Annotated in this window: 18 protein-coding genes; 16 read left to right on the top strand and 2 right to left on the bottom strand. The window is 44.9% G+C overall.

The window, feature by feature from the left end; all coding sequences use genetic code 11:
- Positions 1-284: 284 nt before the first annotated feature.
- The 7 genes from CRG97_RS14725 (at position 285) to CRG97_RS14750 (ending at position 8428) form a co-directional block, all read left to right on the top strand.
- Complete coding sequence (locus tag CRG97_RS14725) at positions 285-1685, top strand: MFS transporter (RefSeq protein ID WP_098744168.1); 1401 nt, start codon at positions 285-287, stop codon at positions 1683-1685.
- A gap of 71 nt (positions 1686-1756) precedes the next feature.
- Positions 1757-3187 (top strand): sulfatase family protein, encoded by a 1431-nt coding sequence (locus CRG97_RS14730; protein ID WP_098744171.1) that lies wholly within the window; start codon positions 1757-1759, stop codon positions 3185-3187.
- Between the two features lie 133 nt (positions 3188-3320).
- Positions 3321-4142: a purine-nucleoside phosphorylase gene (locus tag CRG97_RS14735; protein WP_054402294.1), complete on the top strand. Its 822-nt coding sequence runs from the start codon at positions 3321-3323 to the stop codon at positions 4140-4142.
- A gap of 116 nt (positions 4143-4258) precedes the next feature.
- A complete protein-coding gene (gene deoB, locus CRG97_RS14740) occupies positions 4259-5434 on the top strand; it encodes a phosphopentomutase (RefSeq protein ID WP_098744174.1) in 1176 nt (391 codons plus the stop codon).
- A gap of 145 nt (positions 5435-5579) precedes the next feature.
- Positions 5580-6878: an NCS2 family permease gene (locus CRG97_RS14745; protein WP_098744176.1), complete on the top strand. Its 1299-nt coding sequence runs from the start codon at positions 5580-5582 to the stop codon at positions 6876-6878.
- A 554-nt stretch (positions 6879-7432) separates the two neighbouring features.
- Positions 7433-7609, top strand: coding sequence for an arylamine N-acetyltransferase (locus tag CRG97_RS33620; protein ID WP_237566402.1), 177 nt, complete (start codon positions 7433-7435; stop codon positions 7607-7609).
- A 429-nt stretch (positions 7610-8038) separates the two neighbouring features.
- A complete protein-coding gene (locus tag CRG97_RS14750) occupies positions 8039-8428 on the top strand; it encodes a hypothetical protein (protein ID WP_237566403.1) in 390 nt (129 codons plus the stop codon).
- A gap of 120 nt (positions 8429-8548) precedes the next feature.
- On the opposite strand, the gene CRG97_RS14755 is transcribed toward CRG97_RS14750, so the two are convergent.
- The gene (locus CRG97_RS14755; protein ID WP_098744179.1) at positions 8549-9781 is read right to left on the bottom strand and encodes a cytochrome P450; all 1233 of its coding nucleotides are present in this window, start codon (positions 9779-9781) and stop codon (positions 8549-8551) included.
- A gap of 200 nt (positions 9782-9981) precedes the next feature.
- On the opposite strand from CRG97_RS14755, the gene CRG97_RS14760 reads away from it, so the two are divergent.
- The gene (locus tag CRG97_RS14760; protein ID WP_098744182.1) at positions 9982-10491 is read left to right on the top strand and encodes a PadR family transcriptional regulator; all 510 of its coding nucleotides are present in this window, start codon (positions 9982-9984) and stop codon (positions 10489-10491) included.
- Positions 10492-10653: 162 nt separating this feature from the next.
- Here CRG97_RS14760 and CRG97_RS14765 read toward each other — a convergent pair whose 3' ends face one another.
- Complete coding sequence (locus tag CRG97_RS14765) at positions 10654-11292, bottom strand: pentapeptide repeat-containing protein (protein ID WP_098744184.1); 639 nt, start codon at positions 11290-11292, stop codon at positions 10654-10656.
- A gap of 418 nt (positions 11293-11710) precedes the next feature.
- On the opposite strand from CRG97_RS14765, the gene CRG97_RS14770 reads away from it, so the two are divergent.
- From CRG97_RS14770 to CRG97_RS14805, 8 genes are all read left to right on the top strand, one after another.
- Positions 11711-12349: a spore coat protein gene (locus tag CRG97_RS14770; RefSeq protein ID WP_098744187.1), complete on the top strand. Its 639-nt coding sequence runs from the start codon at positions 11711-11713 to the stop codon at positions 12347-12349.
- A gap of 346 nt (positions 12350-12695) precedes the next feature.
- Positions 12696-14195, top strand: a complete 1500-nt coding sequence (locus CRG97_RS14775; protein ID WP_098744190.1) for a malate:quinone oxidoreductase — start codon at positions 12696-12698, stop codon at positions 14193-14195.
- 205 nt (positions 14196-14400) lie between these two features.
- A complete protein-coding gene (locus CRG97_RS14780; protein ID WP_098745123.1) occupies positions 14401-14850 on the top strand; it encodes a fibronectin type III-like domain-contianing protein in 450 nt (149 codons plus the stop codon).
- A gap of 192 nt (positions 14851-15042) precedes the next feature.
- Positions 15043-15603 (top strand): TetR/AcrR family transcriptional regulator, encoded by a 561-nt coding sequence (locus tag CRG97_RS14785; protein ID WP_098744192.1) that lies wholly within the window; start codon positions 15043-15045, stop codon positions 15601-15603.
- Between the two features lie 36 nt (positions 15604-15639).
- Positions 15640-16035: a YvaD family protein gene (locus CRG97_RS14790; protein ID WP_098744195.1), complete on the top strand. Its 396-nt coding sequence runs from the start codon at positions 15640-15642 to the stop codon at positions 16033-16035.
- Between the two features lie 349 nt (positions 16036-16384).
- Entirely contained in the window at positions 16385-17377 is a 993-nt protein-coding gene (locus CRG97_RS14795) for a helveticin J family class III bacteriocin (protein WP_098744198.1), read from the top strand.
- A gap of 85 nt (positions 17378-17462) precedes the next feature.
- The gene (locus CRG97_RS14800) at positions 17463-18281 is read left to right on the top strand and encodes an endonuclease/exonuclease/phosphatase family protein (protein WP_098744201.1); all 819 of its coding nucleotides are present in this window, start codon (positions 17463-17465) and stop codon (positions 18279-18281) included.
- A 200-nt stretch (positions 18282-18481) separates the two neighbouring features.
- Positions 18482-19894 carry an ABC transporter substrate-binding protein gene (locus CRG97_RS14805; RefSeq protein ID WP_161952937.1) on the top strand — a complete coding sequence of 471 codons (1413 nt, stop codon included), beginning with the start codon at positions 18482-18484 and terminating at the stop codon, positions 19892-19894.
- The last annotated feature ends 13 nt before the right edge of the window (positions 19895-19907 follow it).

Consider the following 19907-nt stretch of genomic DNA (forward strand, 5'->3'; position numbering starts at 1 on the left):
ATTCATTAAAAAAAGAAAATTAATTCATTCTCATTCTAACTGAATCCTTATGGTGATACAAGAATGGTGAAAATAATAAGCCAAGGAATAATGCAAACAATCATTCAAAAACAAAATAAGATAGCTATATCATGGTTAAAAAATCGGGAGTTATTATTGTATAATAAACACTTTTATTCAAATACAAAAAAAGATATGTACAAATCGCCTCGAACGCATTACAATGAAAGCAGTTACAAGAAACTAATTAGCAGGAACATACTAAATGACGAGGTGATCACTTCATGGGAACTGCAATCCAGTTGTCCAAAGAAGAGAAACGTGGTATTTGGAAAGTATTAACTTGGTTATTGATTTTAGAATTTTTCTTTGTATTCAATAACAATGTCTTCATTTTGATTTCCCCAAAGCTTGTTGAGGATTTCAAGGTTGCACCGTCGACAGTGAGCCTCGTCTTCTCGTTAGGAACGTTAGCATTCGGCGTATGTTCAATCGTGTATACGATATTAGCCGATCGCATCAGCATGAGGAAGTTGTTACTCGTTGCTTGTACCGCATTTCCGATCATATCGGTTCTCGGTGTTTTCTCCGTTTATAGTTTCACTTTGTTAATTATTTTCCGTGTTTTATTCGGTATGTCGATTGCAGCACCCGTTGCTCTAGTTGTGATCATTGCACTCCGTTATTTCAACAAACTTGAGGCGGCGAAGCTATTTGGATTTGTTGGGGCTATTTTTCAGCTTGGTGCGGCTGTCGGAAATGCGCTTGGAGGGTATATCACGGAGCATTTAAGCTGGAATATCATCTTCCTGTTCTCATGTATAACGATTTTTAGTGTTCCAACCATCTATAAGCATATGCCAAAAGAGAAAAGTCAGCAGCATTCATTTGACTACTTTGGAGCCGTTATGTTGACGGGGATCGTCACACTCATTATTCTGTTCTTCACCTCTAAAATGCAGTATCCAACGATGTTGTGGGCAGCTATTGTGCTTGGCGTGATCTTCATGCTCTATTCTAAGAAGAAGAAGGATCCTTTTGTCGATATGCGTTTGTTCAGTATTAAGGGTGTAAGCGGTTCACTTCTCGTTTGCTTGCTCTTCTATATGACCCAAGCAGCGTTCTTGTTTATTTTCCCATTCATAGTGAAAGATACGTACGGGATGTCTCTGACCGTGATTGGGATGTTCAATATGATTACGAATATATTAGCGTTTACGGTAGGTATGTTCTCTGGGCGAATTATCAAGGCCATTGGATATCGAAATATGGTGATTTTGGGAGGCGGTTTCATTTTTACCGGTCTTATTATCATTGCATTTCTTGTTGGATTCTCGGTCGTTCCTGTATTTATAGGGCTTGGGATTTTCAATATTGGTTATGTGCTGTTCTTCTCTGGTTACTTATCGAACTACACGCAATTATTGCCGTCCGAATTCCATGGTGCAGGTGTTGGCGTAGAGAAGTTGATTGTACAATTAGGATCTTCACTTGGGGCTGCCTTTATCGGGATGTTCTTCGGCGCTTCGTACATGAATCATGCACTGGTGGATTTCTCCGGCCGAGCGGAAGCTGCGCAATTCAGTAATATGTCACTGATATTATTAGTTATGATTATAGCTGCGACATCGATGTTCTTAGTCATCTTTAAGAAAAATGTAAAGCCGCAGGATACGCTTTCTTAAAAGTTTTAATGAATGAATGAATGAGATAGAGAAATAGAGAACCAATGTAATTTGGAGGAGGAGTAAGTAGTATGTCAATGCAGAAACCAAATATTGTATATATACTAACGGATGATCAGGGGCCTTGGGCGCTTGGATGCGCTGGGAATGATGAAATCAAGACGCCAAATTTAGACCGATTAGCGAGCGAAGGGATACGATTTGATAATTTTTTCTGTACATCTCCTGTATGTGCACCGGCAAGAGGGTCGATTCTTACCGGGAAAATCCCTTCTCAGCATGGTGTACATGACTTCGTAAGAGAGAATGATAATCCGCATTTGAGCTATTTGGACGGGCAAGTGGCCTATACGGATATATTAGCTGAACAAGGGTATGTCTGTGGGCTTAGCGGTAAATGGGGGCTATGCAATGACTATGAACCGCAAAATGGGTTCTCACATTGGTACACGTATCTGTATGACGGGGGACATTATTACAATCCGCAGATGGTACGAAATGGGGAAGTGGTCAAGGAATCAGGTTACTTAACCGATTTGATTACGCAGGATGCTATCGGCTTTATCGAAGAGCAAGCCGAGCGCAAGAACCCATTCTACATTAGTGTTCATTATACGGCGCCCCATCACTTGTGGATTGGAGAGCATCCGCAGGAATATGTCGACCAATATAACGACTGCGAATTTCACTCTTGTCCGCAGGAACCGGTACATCCAGATTTCTTATCTCTGTCTAATCCGGCGAATGTATTCGAAGAGGCCAGGGAGAATCTGAAGGGATACTTCGCCGCGGTTACAGCGATGGATTATAACGTGGGTCTCATACTGGAGAAGCTAGAGAAGCTAGGGCTGCGTGAAAATACGTTGATTTGCTTTATGAGCGATAACGGATTTAGCTGCGGGCAACATGGCATATGGGGCAAAGGGAATGCAACTTACCCGCAGAATATGTACGATAACTCCGTTAAAGTTCCGGCAATATTCAGCCATCCAGGCCTGATTAAGCAAGGCGAGGTGAGTTCAGCGTTATTGAGTCAATACGATGTCATGCCGACGCTGTTGGATTATGTAGGCATTTCTTATACGCCGGATACGGACATGCCAGGACGTAGTTTCAATTCTCTATTGAATGGAACAGGGGAACAGGAAGATGGCCATATTGTTGTTTATGATGAATATGGTCCTGTTCGTATGATTCGCTCCAAGAAATATAAGTATATTCATCGTTATCCTTACGGTCCGTTTGCATTTTTCGATCTGGAGCATGATCCGGAGGAGCGTAATAACTTGTATGATGAGCCAGCTTACGCGGAGATGATCCAAGAGATGAGGAATCAGCTCGAGCAATGGTTCGTGAAGTATGCTGTTCCAGAGTTAGATGGGGCACGCATGCCTGTTACCGGGACAGGACAGAGTAACCTTGCGGGACCGAATGTGACTGGAATTCCTGCGTTCAATCAAGCGGGGAGATTGCATATGGAGAAGTTGAAGCAGCAGAAGTGACTTTTAAAAATTGAAGGACACTTGCGATGGCAAGAGCCTAAGCGTTTGTAAAATCAGCTTTATTTTGAGTGATGTATATGATGAACACATGAGAAGTGATCAACTATGTTCTTAGAAAGGTGAAGTGCTGACTATGTCCAACATTAAACAACAAGTTCAAGAGGCTGTATCATTTATCGAACAACAAATAGGCTTTCGACCTGAGATTGGATTAATTTTAGGCTCAGGGCTAGGTATTATAGCCAATTTGATAGAAGAGGCAACCGCTATTCCTTATCACACCATTCCTCACTTTCCCGTCTCGACGGTAGAAGGTCACGCGGGGGAATTGGTTGCTGGTCATATAGGTGGTAAACCCGTTGTCATGATGAAAGGCCGATTTCATTTATATGAAGGTTACACGGCGACTTACGTTACATTTCCGGTGCGTGTGCTGAAGGCGCTTGGCGTTAACCAGCTCATCGTCACTAATGCTGCCGGGGGAGTAAACGCGGAATTTGAAGTCGGGGACCTGATGCTCATAACTGACCACATCAATAATATGGGAACCAACCCGCTAATCGGACCGAACGACAAAGAACTGGGAGACCGATTTCCGGACATGTCCGAAGCATACAGCAAAAGCCTGATTCAATTGGCTCGTGAAGTTGCAGTCAGCAAGGACTACACCTTACGTGAAGGTGTATACATGGGTAATCTTGGTCCTACTTACGAAACGCCTGCAGAAGTCCGATTCGCAAGAGTCATTGGAGCCGATGCAGTTGGTATGTCGACAGTGCCGGAAGTTATCGCAGCCAGACATGCAGACATGGAGGTGCTCGGAATTTCATGCATCACCAATAAAGCCGCGGGAATCCTTGAGCAACCTTTGTCGCACGAAGAAGTTATGGAAGCAGCGGAACAAGTCAAACCCAAATTTTTGCAGCTTGTCCTTGGTATAATCGGAGAGCTGTAAACAATGTTAGTGGTTTGTTCCAGGCCAAGGCGCTTTTAATCAAAGTGCAGGATTGTTCAAGAAACGGCAAAACGCTGAACGGTTAGAAACAAATAGTTATGAACGGGGGACATGACATGAGATTCAAACGGATATGCTGCATCGTGTTGGACAGTGTGGGCATTGGGGAACTGCCGGATGCAAGTTCATTCGGTGATCAGGGCGCTTATACTCTCGGGCATATTGCTGCTAAGGTGCCGGGCTTAGCGTTGCCCAATCTACAGAAGCTCGGACTAGGCAATATAGCACAGCTGAAAGGAGTTCAACCAACGGAGAAGCCGTTAGCTTATTATAGCAAGATGGCGGAGGTATCTGTTGGAAAAGATACTATGACAGGGCATTGGGAACTGGCAGGACTTAAAGTGATGATGCCATTTAACGTATACCCCGATGGCTTCCCTCACGAACTGATCACCAGATTCGAAGAGGCGACAGGTCGCTGTGTGATCGGCAACAAACCCGCTTCTGGAACGGATATCCTAGATGAGTTAGGTGATGAACAAATAAGAACGGGCGCATGGATCGTTTACACATCAGCGGATAGCGTCATGCAAATTGCCGCTCATGAAGAAATAATTCCGTTAGAGGAACTTTATCAAGCGTGCCGTATAGCACGTGAGCTGACCATGCAGGATGAGTTTGCCGTCGGTCGTATCATCGCTCGTCCATATGTTGGGGAATCGGGGGCTTGGCGTCGTACGCCGAACCGTCACGACTATGCTGTTAAGCCGCCGGAGCCAACCGTGCTAAATCATATGAAGGAAGCGGGTTTGGATGTCATCGCGATAGGTAAAATCAATGATATTTTCTCTGGCGAAGGCATTACAGAAGCGATAACGACGAAGAGCAATGCGGATGGAATGCAAAAGACGATTGAGGCACTTGAGCGCGATTTCCGAGGAGTGATTTTTACAAATCTCGTCGACTTCGATTCGTTATACGGTCACCGGCGCGATCCCCAAGGCTATGCTCAGGCGCTAGAGCAATTCGATGCCGGTCTTCCTCAACTAATAGAACGGCTAACTGATGAGGATTTACTGATCTTAACAGCAGATCATGGAAATGATCCAACGTATCAGGGAACAGACCATACCCGAGAATACGTGCCTCTGCTTGTCTACAGCCCAGCTCTGAAACAGCCAAGAAGCTTGGGCGTGAGGGAAACATTCTCTGATTTGGCAGCATCTCTAGCGCGAAATTTCGATATTAAGGGAACAGGTAATGGGGAGTCGTTCATGAATCTTCTATCGTAAACAACCGTTTCCTGTACCAACTCGTGAGGCTGTGCGCTGAAGGGGATCCGGGCGACATTACGGACGGTCATGTTATTAGTAACGAATTACGGTTTCATAAGCAAAGGGTGGGCGAGGGATTATATAGAAGGAAGGTACAACATGAATGAGTAAACGATCCGGTCGGTTAAAGGAAACCGCAGATCTTGAACGCCCAGTTCAGAAAGAGCTGCTGGCAGGCGTCATTTCCTTTTTCACGATCGTATATATTATCGCCGTGAATGCGTCCATTTTACAGGATGCAGGCATCCCGCTTGAAGCAGGGATTATCGCTACCGCCTTAACCTCATTCGTCGGGTGTTTGTTGATGGGTTGGTGGGCAGATACTCCAATCATTCTCGTGCCAGGGATGGGGATCAATGCCTTGTTCACGTATACTATTGTTCAGACGATGGGGCTTACATGGCAGGAAGCGTTGGGTGCGGTCGTCGTGTCAGGTGTGCTGTTTGCTCTCGTTGCATTTACACCACTCACCAGAACGATTTCACAGTCCATTCCCGACTCGCTAAAGGAAGCGACAACGGTAGGCATTGGCTTATTTCTTACGTTTATTGGCTTACAAAAAGGCGGCATAGTCATTGCCAATAAACAAACATTCGTTGCCTTGGGTCATTTCTCCGACCCTTCTACGATGCTTACTTTGGTGACGTTAGCCATTGCACTGGTGTTGTTCATCCGCAATGTCCCGGGTAACTTTCTGATCACCATTGCCATTGGCACCTTGCTTGCCATCGGCTTCGGCCAAGTGAACCTAAGTGAAGTATCGTACGGTGATGTGTCGCTTCATGCCTACTTAGACGTTTTTGGGGCCTTTTCGTTAGGCAACATGGCCTCGGCGACGTTTTGGATTGCGGCCTTTACACTGGCTCTCGTCATTGTGTTCGAAAATATTGGTATGATACACGGCCATCTGAGTATGGTGGGGAAGCCGCAAAAATTCACACGCTCCTTGCAGGCCAATGCGATCTCGGTTATCACTGCCGGCATTTTCGGAACGAGTCCTACGGTTTCAACAGTGGAAAGCGCTGCGGGTATATCGACGGGTGGGCGCACTGGTCTCACAGCAATTACGACAGGTGTTTTATTTCTCGTGTCAATGTTCTTCATTCCTATCATTAAGCTGATTCCGGATAGTGCGATTGCTCCGATATTGATTATTGTCGGAGGCTTGATGATCTCCGGGGTACAACGCATTCAATTCGATCAATTTACCGAAGGGTTTCCCGCATTTCTCATTATTGCTTTAATCCCTTTGACCTACAGCATTGTGGATGGAATGGCATTTGGATTTATAGCCTATGTTATTCTGAAAATTTCGCTAGGAAAAGCAAAAGAAATTTCGCTTCCGTTGTATTGTACTGCAGCTCTCTTTCTTGTTAACTTTGTTCTTCATGCAATGGGATGATGAGTATGATTTTAAGATTCATTAGAATTCCTTGTAGATTGTCGAGCGAGTAAGTGAGCGTTTTAATGATACAAAGTTAGGTAGTAAACAGGATATCAAACACTCGAAGCAGGAAAAGAGAGTGTCTGATGTCCTGTTTATTTTTATATAACAAATTTATCGTCCAAACCCATACAACATTTACAAAGAATCATAAATATACGCCGCCGTCACCTCTTTGATTCGTAGGTCTAAATTCTCTCCCACTGCGAATTAATCTGCTTGCATACAGAGAAACGCTACTTGTTTCAGTAACAGGAGGAGGTGAGGAGGTGAGCGGCTGAGTATGGAAAAGTACATAAAGGAGCTTTAATACCGATGAAGCTGAGGTACATCATCCTATGAATTCAATCCATTTGCAAATCTCGCAACGCGCCGCGACGGCGGGTAATGTTTTGAACTCAACGCTCTTTTTTTGCTGGCTCTTGGAGGAACTTGGATTTCAGGTTACCTGCTATTTCGCGAGGTTTTGACGCGACGAGCCGAATCCGCCGCCACTGCGGTGGCATCAGATTTTGCAGGTAGAAGCGGTAGGGCGGTCGTATCTTTGCGATGTTGGCGTCGGTAGGATTGTCCCGGCCCGTTCTCTGCTGCTTGAAGTGGGGCTAGAACAACAGCTTGGCAAAGAGTGTTGCCGGCTAGAGTTTGACCCGTTTAACGGATGGATGTTGTGTGAACGTAAACATGGGTAGTGGAGCCGGATATATTCCTTTACCGAGGAATCGCAGCTGCTGCAGGATTATGAGATGGCATCCTATTGGTGCCAGCATGTTCCTGACTCGATCTTTACGTAGACGGCCATGGTATTTATCCGTACTCTGGAGAGGAGGAATACGGTTGCGAGAGAAGAAATTCAGAATTTTTACATCAGCTGAGGTGCAGACATTTGTCCCACACTCTCCGGATGAATACCACTAGGCGTTGAAGACTTATTTTTACATAACCCTTCCGTTTTTAATAAGTTGCTATTGCTAGTTGCAGCTTTAAAGCTGCGTAATATCAATACGCTTGGCCAATGAAATACTCGTACCTTGCGAAACATGAAGCACCTGCTAATAAAAATACACCCCAATTTGTACCGTTATTTCAAAGAAACGCAATACTTGGACACGGCGGTTCGAATGGCGCGTTATTACATCGACCACCTTCCGGATGATCATGTCGCCTATTGGGATTTCGACGTCCTGCCATCAGCGCTTACGCCGAGGGACAGCTCCGCCTCTGCCGTTGCGGCATGCGGGATGCTGGAAATCGCAGATTTGCTGCCAGGCGATGATCCCCGCAGGGAACTTTTCCTAAATGCCGTTCGGCGTTCAATGGTTTCGATGGTTAACGGTTATTTTACGGACGGTAATCCGGATGAAGAAGGTTTTCTGCGGCATGGTTCGTATTTTGTCAGGGGAGGGATTGCGCCGGATGATTTTGTTATATGGGGTGACTATTTCTTTCTCGAAGCGCTCATTCGATTAAACAACGGGCGTCCCGGTTATTGGTATGAACGCGAAAGATAGCTGGACTTAAAAAAATGAGAAAGCCTGTGCTTTTAGGTAAAGCACAGGCTTTCTCGACGCAGCTTGGGCTCTTGCGTGTGAAGGTTTTTTTGCTTGTAGAATATGAACTTTAATAGGCTATTATGAACGATGAACGCGGATTGGAAGCTGCGTCAACATTTGTCCTGCTGCAGACGGACTCAGGTTATCCTCCAGTTTAAAATCGGCCATCGGCTCAATTCGCGGGAAATAATCCATAAATCTGCTGATCGCAATGTTTGCTTCAAGTCGTGCCAGCGGAGCTCCCAGGCAGAAGTGTGCGCCGTTACCAAAAGTTAAATGCTTTTTGTTATTGGCTCGGTGGATGTTCAAAGTGAAGGGATCCTCGAATACCTCCTCATCCATATTGGCAGCGCTCATCCATGCGACGACGACGTCGCCCTGCTTCAAATCCACGCCGAGTATATTGTTATCCTGTTTTACGGTGCGGTCCATTTTGGCAATGTTAAACCGATAGCGGAGCATTTCCTCTACGGCATTGGGAAGAAGCTCGCGGTCGGCCCGAATTTCGCCATAAATTTGGTTGTTATCATATAAGAAGGAATAGAACGTATTGGCTAACAGATGCGTCGTCGTTTCAATACCCGCACCGAGGATGAACATCGTCGTTCTGACGATCTCGTCATCCGATAATCGATCACCATCCACCTCGGCTTGAATGAGGTCGGATATGATATCGTCAGATAGATTTGCTCTTTTTTGCACGATATGAGGGTAGAGATAGTTGTAATATTCCTTGGCTGCATGACGTTTCAGTTCCTGTACATCTTCCGAATGGTCTTTGGGCAAGGGGAGGAATAAATGGTTGACCCATTCCTTAAACAACAGGCGGTCTTCCGAAGGGACGCCGAGCAGATCGGCTATGACGATGGTCGGCAGCGCACTCGCGTAATTTTGAACGATATCAATGACATCGGCGTCTCCCATTTCGTTCAGAAGCTGGTCCGCAATCTCTTGAATGCGCGGCTCCCAGAGCTTTAAACTGCGAGGGGTAAAAGCGGCGGAAATCAATGCTCGACTTTTTTGGTGCTCCGGTGGATCGGATTGAAGGTTGATTTTACTCATCTTCTGGCCTTCAGCATTGTCGGCACCAACGCTAATCGTCGTTCGGGTTCTTGCACTAGAGAAATATTCATGATCCTTGAGAACCCTCTTGACGTCATTGTAGCGGAAGACGTTCCATGTATGGGTTGCCTGGTTATAAACGATGGGCTCATGCTGCAATTTGTGCTTGTACCAATCATAAGGATTGAATTCTTCGGTCGGTGAATGGAATTGCGTGATTTCTTCTAAAGAGATGATATCATGATTCATTACATTCCCTCCAATGCTAGTGTAATATACCATATGTTAATTTAACATAATGCCACAGCTGGTCATAGTTTCCAATGACCCATGTCCAAAGTTCCGTTTATATTCTGCCTTGTCGGATTTTAGTAGAACATATACTCTAGAGGTGTGCTGCTTCGATGCAGCGATTTTGCCAAATCCGTTGACGAAAGGCCTGAGCCATCATGTATCTTGAACTTCTCATTCTGATCCAAATCGAAAAATCTCCGAAACACGGTTATGAAATAAAAAAAGAAATACAAAAAGATCTCGGTTATTTGATGGACGTCAATCACAATATGTTATACCCGACATTGCGAAAATTTACGGATGAGGGGTTTGTACGCAAACATCGAAATGAGCAGGAAGGCAGACCGAATCAGTATATATATGAAATTACAGAAGCAGGCAGGGAGAAAATAGGAAATCTTATCAAGGAATTCACCGAAAAAGATGCAAAACATCAAATCGAATTCATGGTAAGAGTGTCCCTGTTCGAGCGGATTTCTCAGGAGGACCGGATTCGGATTTTACATAGGAGAAAGAAGGACTTGGAAGCGTTGCTGTCAGACATCGAGAGAAGACTGGATGAAGGTGGGGAGGCGTTATTCCGGGACGAGGTTCTGCAGTATTCGATCTCCCAGGTTAAAGGAGAATTGACGTGGATTGAGAAACTGATCCATAGCGTAACCTGATGGGTGAATACAGCATCCACCAGTTCTTTGATGAACTTGGCATCAAGCATGACGATTGCTATAGCGCAAGTAAAGAAGCCGTGATCTCGCGGCTTCTTTACTTTTTTGTAACTTGTAAGAATAAAGGTAAGGGGATGAGTCTTCGGCTCACAGGTTCGAAAATTAAGCAAAAGGTTCTCCGTTAATCTTGACGTACTCCATAATCGTATTACCCCAAACCGGCAGAGCGTCTGTTTCACCCACAAACCGGCTTCCGGATAAGGAACCGTTATGAAAGATTGCTCCCTCGAAGCTGCATTCTTCAAAGAGGCAATACATCAGATGGGCGCCCCGAAAATTGACATTGGCGAAGTTGCACCGAATGAATGCCGCGTCGCGTGCTATGGCATGACTCAAGTTACCTCCGGTAAAATCACAATCCTCAAACCGCTCTCCCATCCGGGCGTTTTTCAAATTTGTTTTTCGAAACGAACAATGGTTGAATTGACGCGTCACAAACGAACCGCCAAGTTTCATTCCATCAAAGCGACAATGCGCAAATCTGGATGAGTTCAGACCGGTTCCATCCATAAACCGAGCAAATGACAAATCAACATATTGAACATCTAGGTATTGGATAATTTCACTCAAGGAGACTCCTCGAAAATCCTCATGCCCAGCATCTGTCACTCCAAAGGGAGAGGAAGGGAAACTGCGTTCTTTTTTATGCACATTTTGTTTGCCTGTAACAGTAGCCAAAGCCTGATTAACTTCGGTGGTTTGCTCCGTATCCCATCTTGCGATCCATTGTTTTGCGCTCAATGAACAACCTCCTCATTGCACGATCGAATGTATACCCTTCGAAACTATCTGTAATATAGGCTGATTTATTAATACAAGTAATATAGTATCATGGATGAAGTGGTTTATTCCAATATTTGTATGGAATCAAATATGTGCAGAAGCGATACTAGTACCGATGGAACGATCGTTATCAAGGAGGGTGAATGAGCTATCCTCTTATATGCAGCATAAATTGGACGAGATGCCGAGCGATCACCCGCCTTTTTAAGGCGGTTTTTTTATTGGTTTTGGGATTGAAGTCATAACCACCCGCTTTTTATTTAGCTTTGACGGTTTGCTTATTCAAAAGAAAAAGGCAATCGCCAAATCGTCCGTATATTCTGGACAAAAGAATCCACAATATGAAGGGCGTATAATAACTTTAGGAGGTACATGAATGCAATTCGAACAACAACAAAATCATCAAAACATGGAGACAGGCATGATTCCACCGCAAATGAACCATGGAGGTCATGAAATGTTTGATGTCCACGAAGTATTGGCAGGGGCAATCAACACCATGAACACGTATACCATGCTGAGCGGACATGTACAGGATCCGGAGCTTCGGGATATCCTGCAGCGTCAGAAGCAATTTATGGCTGATGAGTATAACATCACCTTAGAATGCTTTAAATCAGGACAAGATCCGTCAAAGCCGACGCAAAGCTATAAAATGAAGCAGGGCAATGACTTTATTTACGGCATGAAGCCAGGTCAACCGAAAAAACCGATGCAGTCCACAGCCGAGATCAACGATGAAACCATCGCACTCAGCATGTTAAACGCAGTGAAATCGGGTGCTACGATGAAAACCAATGCTGCCATGGAATCCACAAATCCGGTAGTACGCCGCGTGCTTGCCGATTCCCTTCCCAACTGCATTGAAATGGCTTATGAGATTTCACTTTATCAAAATAAGCATGGTTACTACCAAGTACCGCAGCTGCCTCAGCAAGATATGCAGTACATGCAGAATAGTTACGGCACTGCCCCGATGCAGTCGCAAATGCCTGGCAAAATGGCCCCTCACTAATAACCAAAGCGCTTTGTCCGTATGGACATGGCGCTTTTTTTAATTCTTCTTTAAGGGAAGAGTAATACATAAACCTCTACACATTGGATATCAATGCATAAAAAGTCGCGATTCTTGCGGCTTTTTTTGTGGAGGATCTTCTCACTATGTTAACAACTTTAAATAGTTTATAATGATTAGATAATAGTAGATATTTTAATCTATCAATATTTATAATAGACTATAATAATATGGTGATAATTGACACAGAAAAGGTGTGTTTTCAGGGGACGCCTTGCTTTTTAATGACATTATTAGCAGGGACGTCTACTCTTTTTTCAAATATATGGGATAAGGAAGGTTTATAATGAGCAACATGGAGAAAAAAACAGACGTAATCTTAATTGGTGCCGGCGTCATGAGCGCGACATTGGGAGCCTTACTGAAAGAGTTAGTGCCTGAATGGGAGATCAAAGTGTTTGAGAAACTCGCAAGCGCGGGGGAAGAAAGCTCCAATGAATGGAATAACGCGGGGACCGGCCACTCCGCACTGTGCGAGCTTAACTATACATCCGAAAAACCTGACGGATCTATCGACATCAGCAAAGCGATCAATATTAACGAACAGTTTCAGGTTTCAAGACAGTTCTGGTCTTATCTGGTAAACAGCAATCTGATTCGCAATCCGCAGGACTTTATCATGCCTATTCCTCATATGAGTTTAGTGCAAGGCGAAAAAGACGTGGCTTTTTTGAAAAAACGTTTTGAAGCGCTGTCAAACAACCCGCTCTTCCAAGGGATGGAATATTCCGAGAATCCGGATCAGCTGAAGGAATGGATTCCGCTTATTATGGAAGGGCGTACAGCGAATGAGCCGTTTGCCGCAACCAAAATCGACTCCGGGACGGACATAAACTTTGGCGCTTTAACGCGCATGCTGTTTGACCACTTGAAGAGCAAAGGCACCGAGATTAACTACAAGCATAGCGTCAAGGATATTAAACGTACACAAGATGGTTCGTGGAAAGTGAAAGTGCATGATATCCAGCACGGTAAAACCGAATATCATACGGCCAAGTTCGTCTTTATCGGCGGCGGAGGCGGAAGTCTGCATTTGTTGCAAAAAACCGGTATTCCTGAGTCAAAACATATCGGAGGATTCCCGGTAAGCGGACTATTCATGGTGTGTAAGAATCCGGAAGTGGTAGCGCAGCATCATGCCAAAGTATACGGAAAAGCCAAGGTTGGCGCCCCTCCGATGTCGGTTCCCCACTTGGATACAAGATATATTGACAACCAAAAAGCATTGCTCTTTGGCCCGTTTGCCGGCTTCTCGCCCAAGTTCTTAAAAACGGGTTCGAATTTTGATTTGATAAGCTCCGTCAAACTGAACAATCTTTTCACCATGCTTGCCGCTGGAGTAAAAGAGATGGCATTAACCAAATACTTGATCCAGCAAGTGATGCTTTCGAATGAAAAACGCATGGAAGAATTACGCGAGTTTATTCCTAACGCCAAAAGCGAGGATTGGGAAATCGTTGTGGCGGGCCAACGCGTACAAGTGATTAAGGATACTCCTAAGGGGAAAGGAACGCTACAATTCGGGACGGAAGTGGTTAGTGCCGCAGATGGCTCGGTCGCTGCCTTGCTCGGTGCTTCCCCTGGCGCTTCGACGGCCGTTCACGTTATGCTTGAAGTATTAGAGAAATGCTTCCCGCAACAGATGAAAGAGTGGGAGCCGAAAATAAAAGAAATGATTCCTTCTTACGGCATGTCTCTTGCGAACAACCCAGCTCTATTCGAGGAAATTCAAGAATCAACCGCGCAAGCGCTAGGTTTAAGTTTAAAAGAACTTGTATATAGTTAATGCTAGACAAGTAGAAAGCACCAATTAAAAGACACATCGCGCTGTTACCGGATAACGCACGAATAAGGATCATTCCATAATACGTATCGACCACATAGCCAAAGATCCAAGCGGTTCATTCATTGAACCGCTTTTTTACGTTATTTAACAGCCAAGCATCACAGATAACAATATTTCGGATAATATTGAAAGTTTGCAGGATATTATGAATGGGCCAAGCCTCTTATTTGTCGATATGCCGTCCAAGCCGTTATATCCGTTCGGATTCGGTCTTGGTTACAGCATGTTTGAATACGGATCTTCAACGATTTCTCAGAAGGAAATGACGCTGGAAGAGCTTCGATCCGGAGGCCGCGTTGAGGTGAGCGTGGAAGTGAGAAACAGCGGAGACATGAAAGGACTTGAAACCGTACAGCTCTATATTCAAGGTGTTCAATCAGGAATTACCCGTCGTTTGCGGGAATTAAAAGGATTTAAAAAGATAGCGCTGGAGCCCGGTGATATAAATACCGTCACCTTCGAGCTTGGCTTTGAGGAATTGGCTATATGGAATCGAAACATGAAATTCGAAGTGGTCCCTTGTCGAGTCAATATCGTAGTGGGGGCTCATTCGGATTGGGAAACCGGCGTTGTTCAGTTAAGGTTTAAGTCCTAAAACGAAGCTGAAACAAAAAAGGGTTCTTATACATTAGCACGATGCATCGATACTTGGAGGCAGCATTCAACGCTGTCTCTTTTTGTCGTGAATGAGCACTTACGTTGACTTGAAAAAGGAATTGGGATATCATTTTAGAAATCAAGGAAAATATTATCGTTTTATTATTTTCCGAACGAGGAGGTACACCTATTGAGAGACCGCATTGTTGAGGCGGCAAGCCATGAAATCAGGAGAAGGGGATTACGATTTACGATGGGGGACCTTGCCAAACGGGTGGGTATGAGCACAAAGACGCTGTACGGATGCTTCCCTTCCAAGGATGTGCTGATTGCAACGATTCTTCATGAGGCCATTATCGAACTTCAAGATAAAGAAAAGGAAATCATGGCTAATCCTGATCTGACTACACTCGATAAACTTAAGCGATGCCTCATCCTCATTCCGACTGATTTTCAGTTTATCGGATTAAACCTCATAACCGAGCTCCAGCGTTATTATCCTGATCAATGGAAGACGCTGGATCAATTTCTGAATAAGCAATGGGACAGCATCACTGAACTATTTCACGAAGGAATCAATCAAGGATTGTTGCGCCCTTTTAATACCAAAATATTTATTGATTTGTATGTGGGAGGCCTTTATCGATTAATTGAGAACTCGTCTGATCATAAAAGCAGCATCACGCTTCAGGAGAGTCTGCGGGATATGGGAGAGATCCTTTTATCCGGGATTATCAAGAAGGAAGGTTGAACCATCATTAGATCAAAGGAGAAGAGAGGGTATCACTTGAGTAAAACATTAAAAGGTTTGTTTTTATTTACGGATATCGGATTTATCTTGTATTGGATTGTTACCGCGCTAGCCTTAATCCCTAAGGAATATTTATATCAGGATTATACCAATGAGCTGTTAGTGGTTTGGAACTGGTCGTTCTTCCCGCTGGATATATTCATTTCCATCACCGGGATGTACAGTATTTACTTACATAAACATATGAATATAAAATGGAGAAGTTTTGCCTTAATCTCGCTCATCCTGACGTTTTGTTCCGGACTGCAAGCAATCGCTTTTTGGATCATGAAGTCCGATTTTGACATCATGTGGTGGGTGCCTAACCTGTACCTCATGTTATATCCATTATACTTCATCCCAAAACTGCTTGAGACCAAGGAGCCGCGTTAATTCACGGCTTTATTTGTTTTTCGTTTCACTGTGTCGGATGAGTGTTCGATAAAAGTCTCTACCGACATATTCTGAGCTCCTACGAAAAAAAGGGCTAAAGGACCATACGGTTCGTATAACTTTAAGTATTTTATACACGGGAAATTCTTGAGGTACATGGTAAACTCAATAGTGGATCCCCCATTTTCTGTAATAAAGCAGAAACTTGATTGGAATGAAACGATGATTCTGTATAAAGAGAGGAGGAATGTATCCTAGAGCTATGACAAAAATGCCCGCATGAACCTTGTTATTAGTACGTATTCGGGGGCAGTCCAATTGGATTCCTACTATTAGTGGAGGTGTATTGATGATTGACGTTCAAGGGTTGAACCATATGAAAAGGCACTTAAAAATTCTCACGTCCGCAATACTTGCAGCTCTCGTGTTTTGTTTGTCCGGATTGCCCGCATTCGCGGCAGCTCCTGAGAAAACGATCAATGCTTCAGCAACGCTCGCCTACAATTTAAAGGGGCTTAATCATAACGTGGCAGTTCAAAAGGCTTATATCGCGGATAAATATCTCTATGTCACACAGCGGTCGAAGGGAAATTGCTATCTTTCAAGACTGCTCATTAACGGGAAAGACGCTACTTATGTAGATGAAATGACCGTCACGAATACCGGCCACTGCCAAACGCTGGATATGTATACGTACAACGGCATCAATTACTTTTATTTCAGTTCAAAGGCAGATCCTTCAACGGACTATTACTGGTCGCTGCAGGTAGCAAGACTTCAATATTCGGCTGGCAAAACCGTAGATTATACGGATTTGCATCGTTTCACTTATATGAATTATGCCAATAAAACGGGGGCAAGGCTAGGTGAGACCTACCGTGTGGATGGCGGCGGCAACAGTACTCATACGGTGTTCCGCGTACAGACGAAAGAAGGGACTGTAACTTGGTCCATTTATGACACGGTCGCACTCAATAAGCTTCTGGACAGCAATGAGCAGGTGCGGATGGACAGCGCAGCTGCGGTTAACGCCGCCGTTGGCAGCTTTACGCAGTCGGGCAGTGCAATCGTAAGACCGAACGGATCCTTCCAGGGGGCCGATATGCTCGGTCAGACGAAAATCTATACATCAGGCGGTGCGGAAGGCGACATCCCGCAGATTGCCATGATGACAAACGCAGGAACATACAAAACCCTCGTGAAAATCACGAATGTGGGGAACCATGAAATCGAGGGAGTGCAGACAAAGAACGGCAACGTTTATTTTACGATCGTTACGGACCCGGTAAACAAAAAAGATACGCAAAAAGTGTATTACGTTCCGGACAGCATATTTAATTAATTTCCACGCGAGTCAGGCGCTGAGAATGGTAACAACAGTAAAGGTAGCTTAGTTTGGCATTCGACAATGAAAGGGAGATTCGTCCATGAAAAAGAGCGTCATCTCATTTATCGCTTGCCTGTTGTTTGTTCCCATGTTTACAACGGGTGTGCTGGCGGCTGGAAAAGGACAAGGCAAAGAAGTAAGCACAACGGTGATGTCTTACAACATCCATCACGGGGTTGGATTGGATGAGCAGTTAAGCCTGCAAAGAATCGCTGATGTCATCCGTGATTCCGGCGCAGAGATTGTCGGCCTTCAAGAAGTGGACCGGTTTTACGGGGAACGAAGCGACTTTCAAGACCAAGCAAAGGAATTGGCGGGTTTGCTAGGTTATCACTATGCTTATGGTGCCAATCTTGATTTGGAACCTGCGGAAGGTCAGACGAATAACCGCCAGTATGGAACAGCCATCATTAGCAAGTATCCGATCCTTCGATCCGAGAATGTTTTGCTAAGCAGCTTCGGGAAGGAGCAACGCGGTGTCCTTCATGCTGTTGTAAATCTGAAGGGGATCCACGTGGATGTGTACAACACGCATCTTGGACTGGATGTCACCAGCAGAACGGCACAGGCGCAGGAAATCATTGAGCTTGCATCAGCCTCTGAGGGACCGGCGCTGCTGATGGGCGATTTCAACGCAGAACCAGACAGTTCAGAGTTTAAATTGCTGCTGGACAGCGGTTTATTCGTAAACAGCTTTCAGGGAATTGAAGATGCCTATACATTTCCTGTAATCAATCCGTCGGCAACGATCGATTACATTCTGACCTCTCTAGCTGTTCAGCATTCGAATCAGCGCGTGATCTATACGGAAGCTTCGGATCATCTGCCTATCGCAGCCGAAGTATCATTCAAGCGTTAAGACAGGGCATAAGATTAGGTCCAAACATGATTTAAGCAGGACATAACAATGATCAAGAGGCTACCCCCGGCATTTGCTTGGGGTAGCCTTATTCGTATGAGGAGATGAATCGATATTCTTCCCTTTACAGTTTTTTTACCGTTCTGTCTATATCCACAAAATAGGTTATGCTACGATACAAGCACAAGGAGGGAGCGTGCATGATCACTTGGAGATTACCGCTGGTTGCATTGATGTGCTTGAGCATAACCGTTACAGGGTGCATGCAAGGTGGCAAAGGGCAGGGCTCTGACCGTATATTTTCGCACTCATCGGCATCGGATATGTCTGGTGCCGAAGAAAAGACAAAGCTGAGATTCTGGTCAACGGGGCGCCATGACGCGAATTATATCAAAGAGGTCATTCATCGTTATAACCAAGAGAATTCCGATCTTATTGAGGTTGAGATGACGGTTATGGCAGATGATTTTGCCCAATCGCTTGATTTATCATTTGCCAGCGAGCAATCCCCTGATATCTTCACCCCGATCGATCTTGCTGAAATGACCCGAAAAGGCTATGTAGAGCCTTTGAATGAATATTTAACGCCCGAGATCCGAAACAGGTTCGGGAAGCAAGCCTTTATTGAAGGATATAATGTGTTTGATCCATACATATACAGCCTTCCCAACAGCGGATCTACTTTGCGGCTTATTTATAATGTGGAGCTGTTTGAGCGGGCCGGCATAACCTCGCCTCCGAAATCACTTGACGAGTTGGTGGAGGCGGCGAGCCGGATCACCGAAATTGGAAAAGCGGATGGCGTTTACGGTTTTGCTCTACCCTATAAAATTCCTGCCAGCGCTCTTGGCCGGTCAGCCGTTCCGATTGCGGAAATAAGCGGAATCAGCGGCGATGGTTATGACTTTTCAACAGGCATCTATGATTTTACGGGTTTTATACCGATTATTAGCGCGTTTCGGACCATGATGGAGAACGGCAGTACGCTGCCGGGATCAGAATCCCTGGACATCGATCCGCTTCGTGCGCAGTTTGCCGACGGGAAGATCGGGATGTATCTGTCCTATTCTTCGGAACCCAGCATTTATAAGTTTCAGTTTCCGGCCAAGATCAAGTGGGGAGCTGCACTTCCCCCATCGATTGACGGAACCTATAAAGGAGTGATCAATCAGGGAGTTGGAGCGACAAGGTGGTTATCGATTAGCAGCCAGTCAAAGCACAAGGAGGAAGCTTGGAAGTTTCTCCGTTATATGTATAGCGATGAAGTGCTGATCGGGTATCAGGAAGCCGGACTTGGCATTTTATCCGTGGATGCGATAGCCGCTAAAGCCAGGAAACCCGATATCGACGGCATCACCGGCTTTTTTCCAGGTGATTATGACGGGATATGGCCTGCATCGCCTCAAGGATTCAAACCAAAAGGAAAGGAGTGGGAGGACGAATTCGTCAAGTACATCATGATCGGCGGAGATCTTGATCGTTTGGTTGAGGATCTGAACGCGCGTTACAACGCAGTATTAGATCAGGAACGGGCCGCCGGCAGAGTGAATATGCAAGCTATACCGTCATTTGATCCGCTGCATCCTCAGGATGTCTCATGGCAAAGTGATTGATCTACTATTACGG

Origin of the sequence: Paenibacillus sp. EZ-K15, from assembly GCF_002573715.1 — a bacterium.
Classification (GTDB): Bacteria; Bacillota; Bacilli; order Paenibacillales; family Paenibacillaceae; genus Paenibacillus_AQ.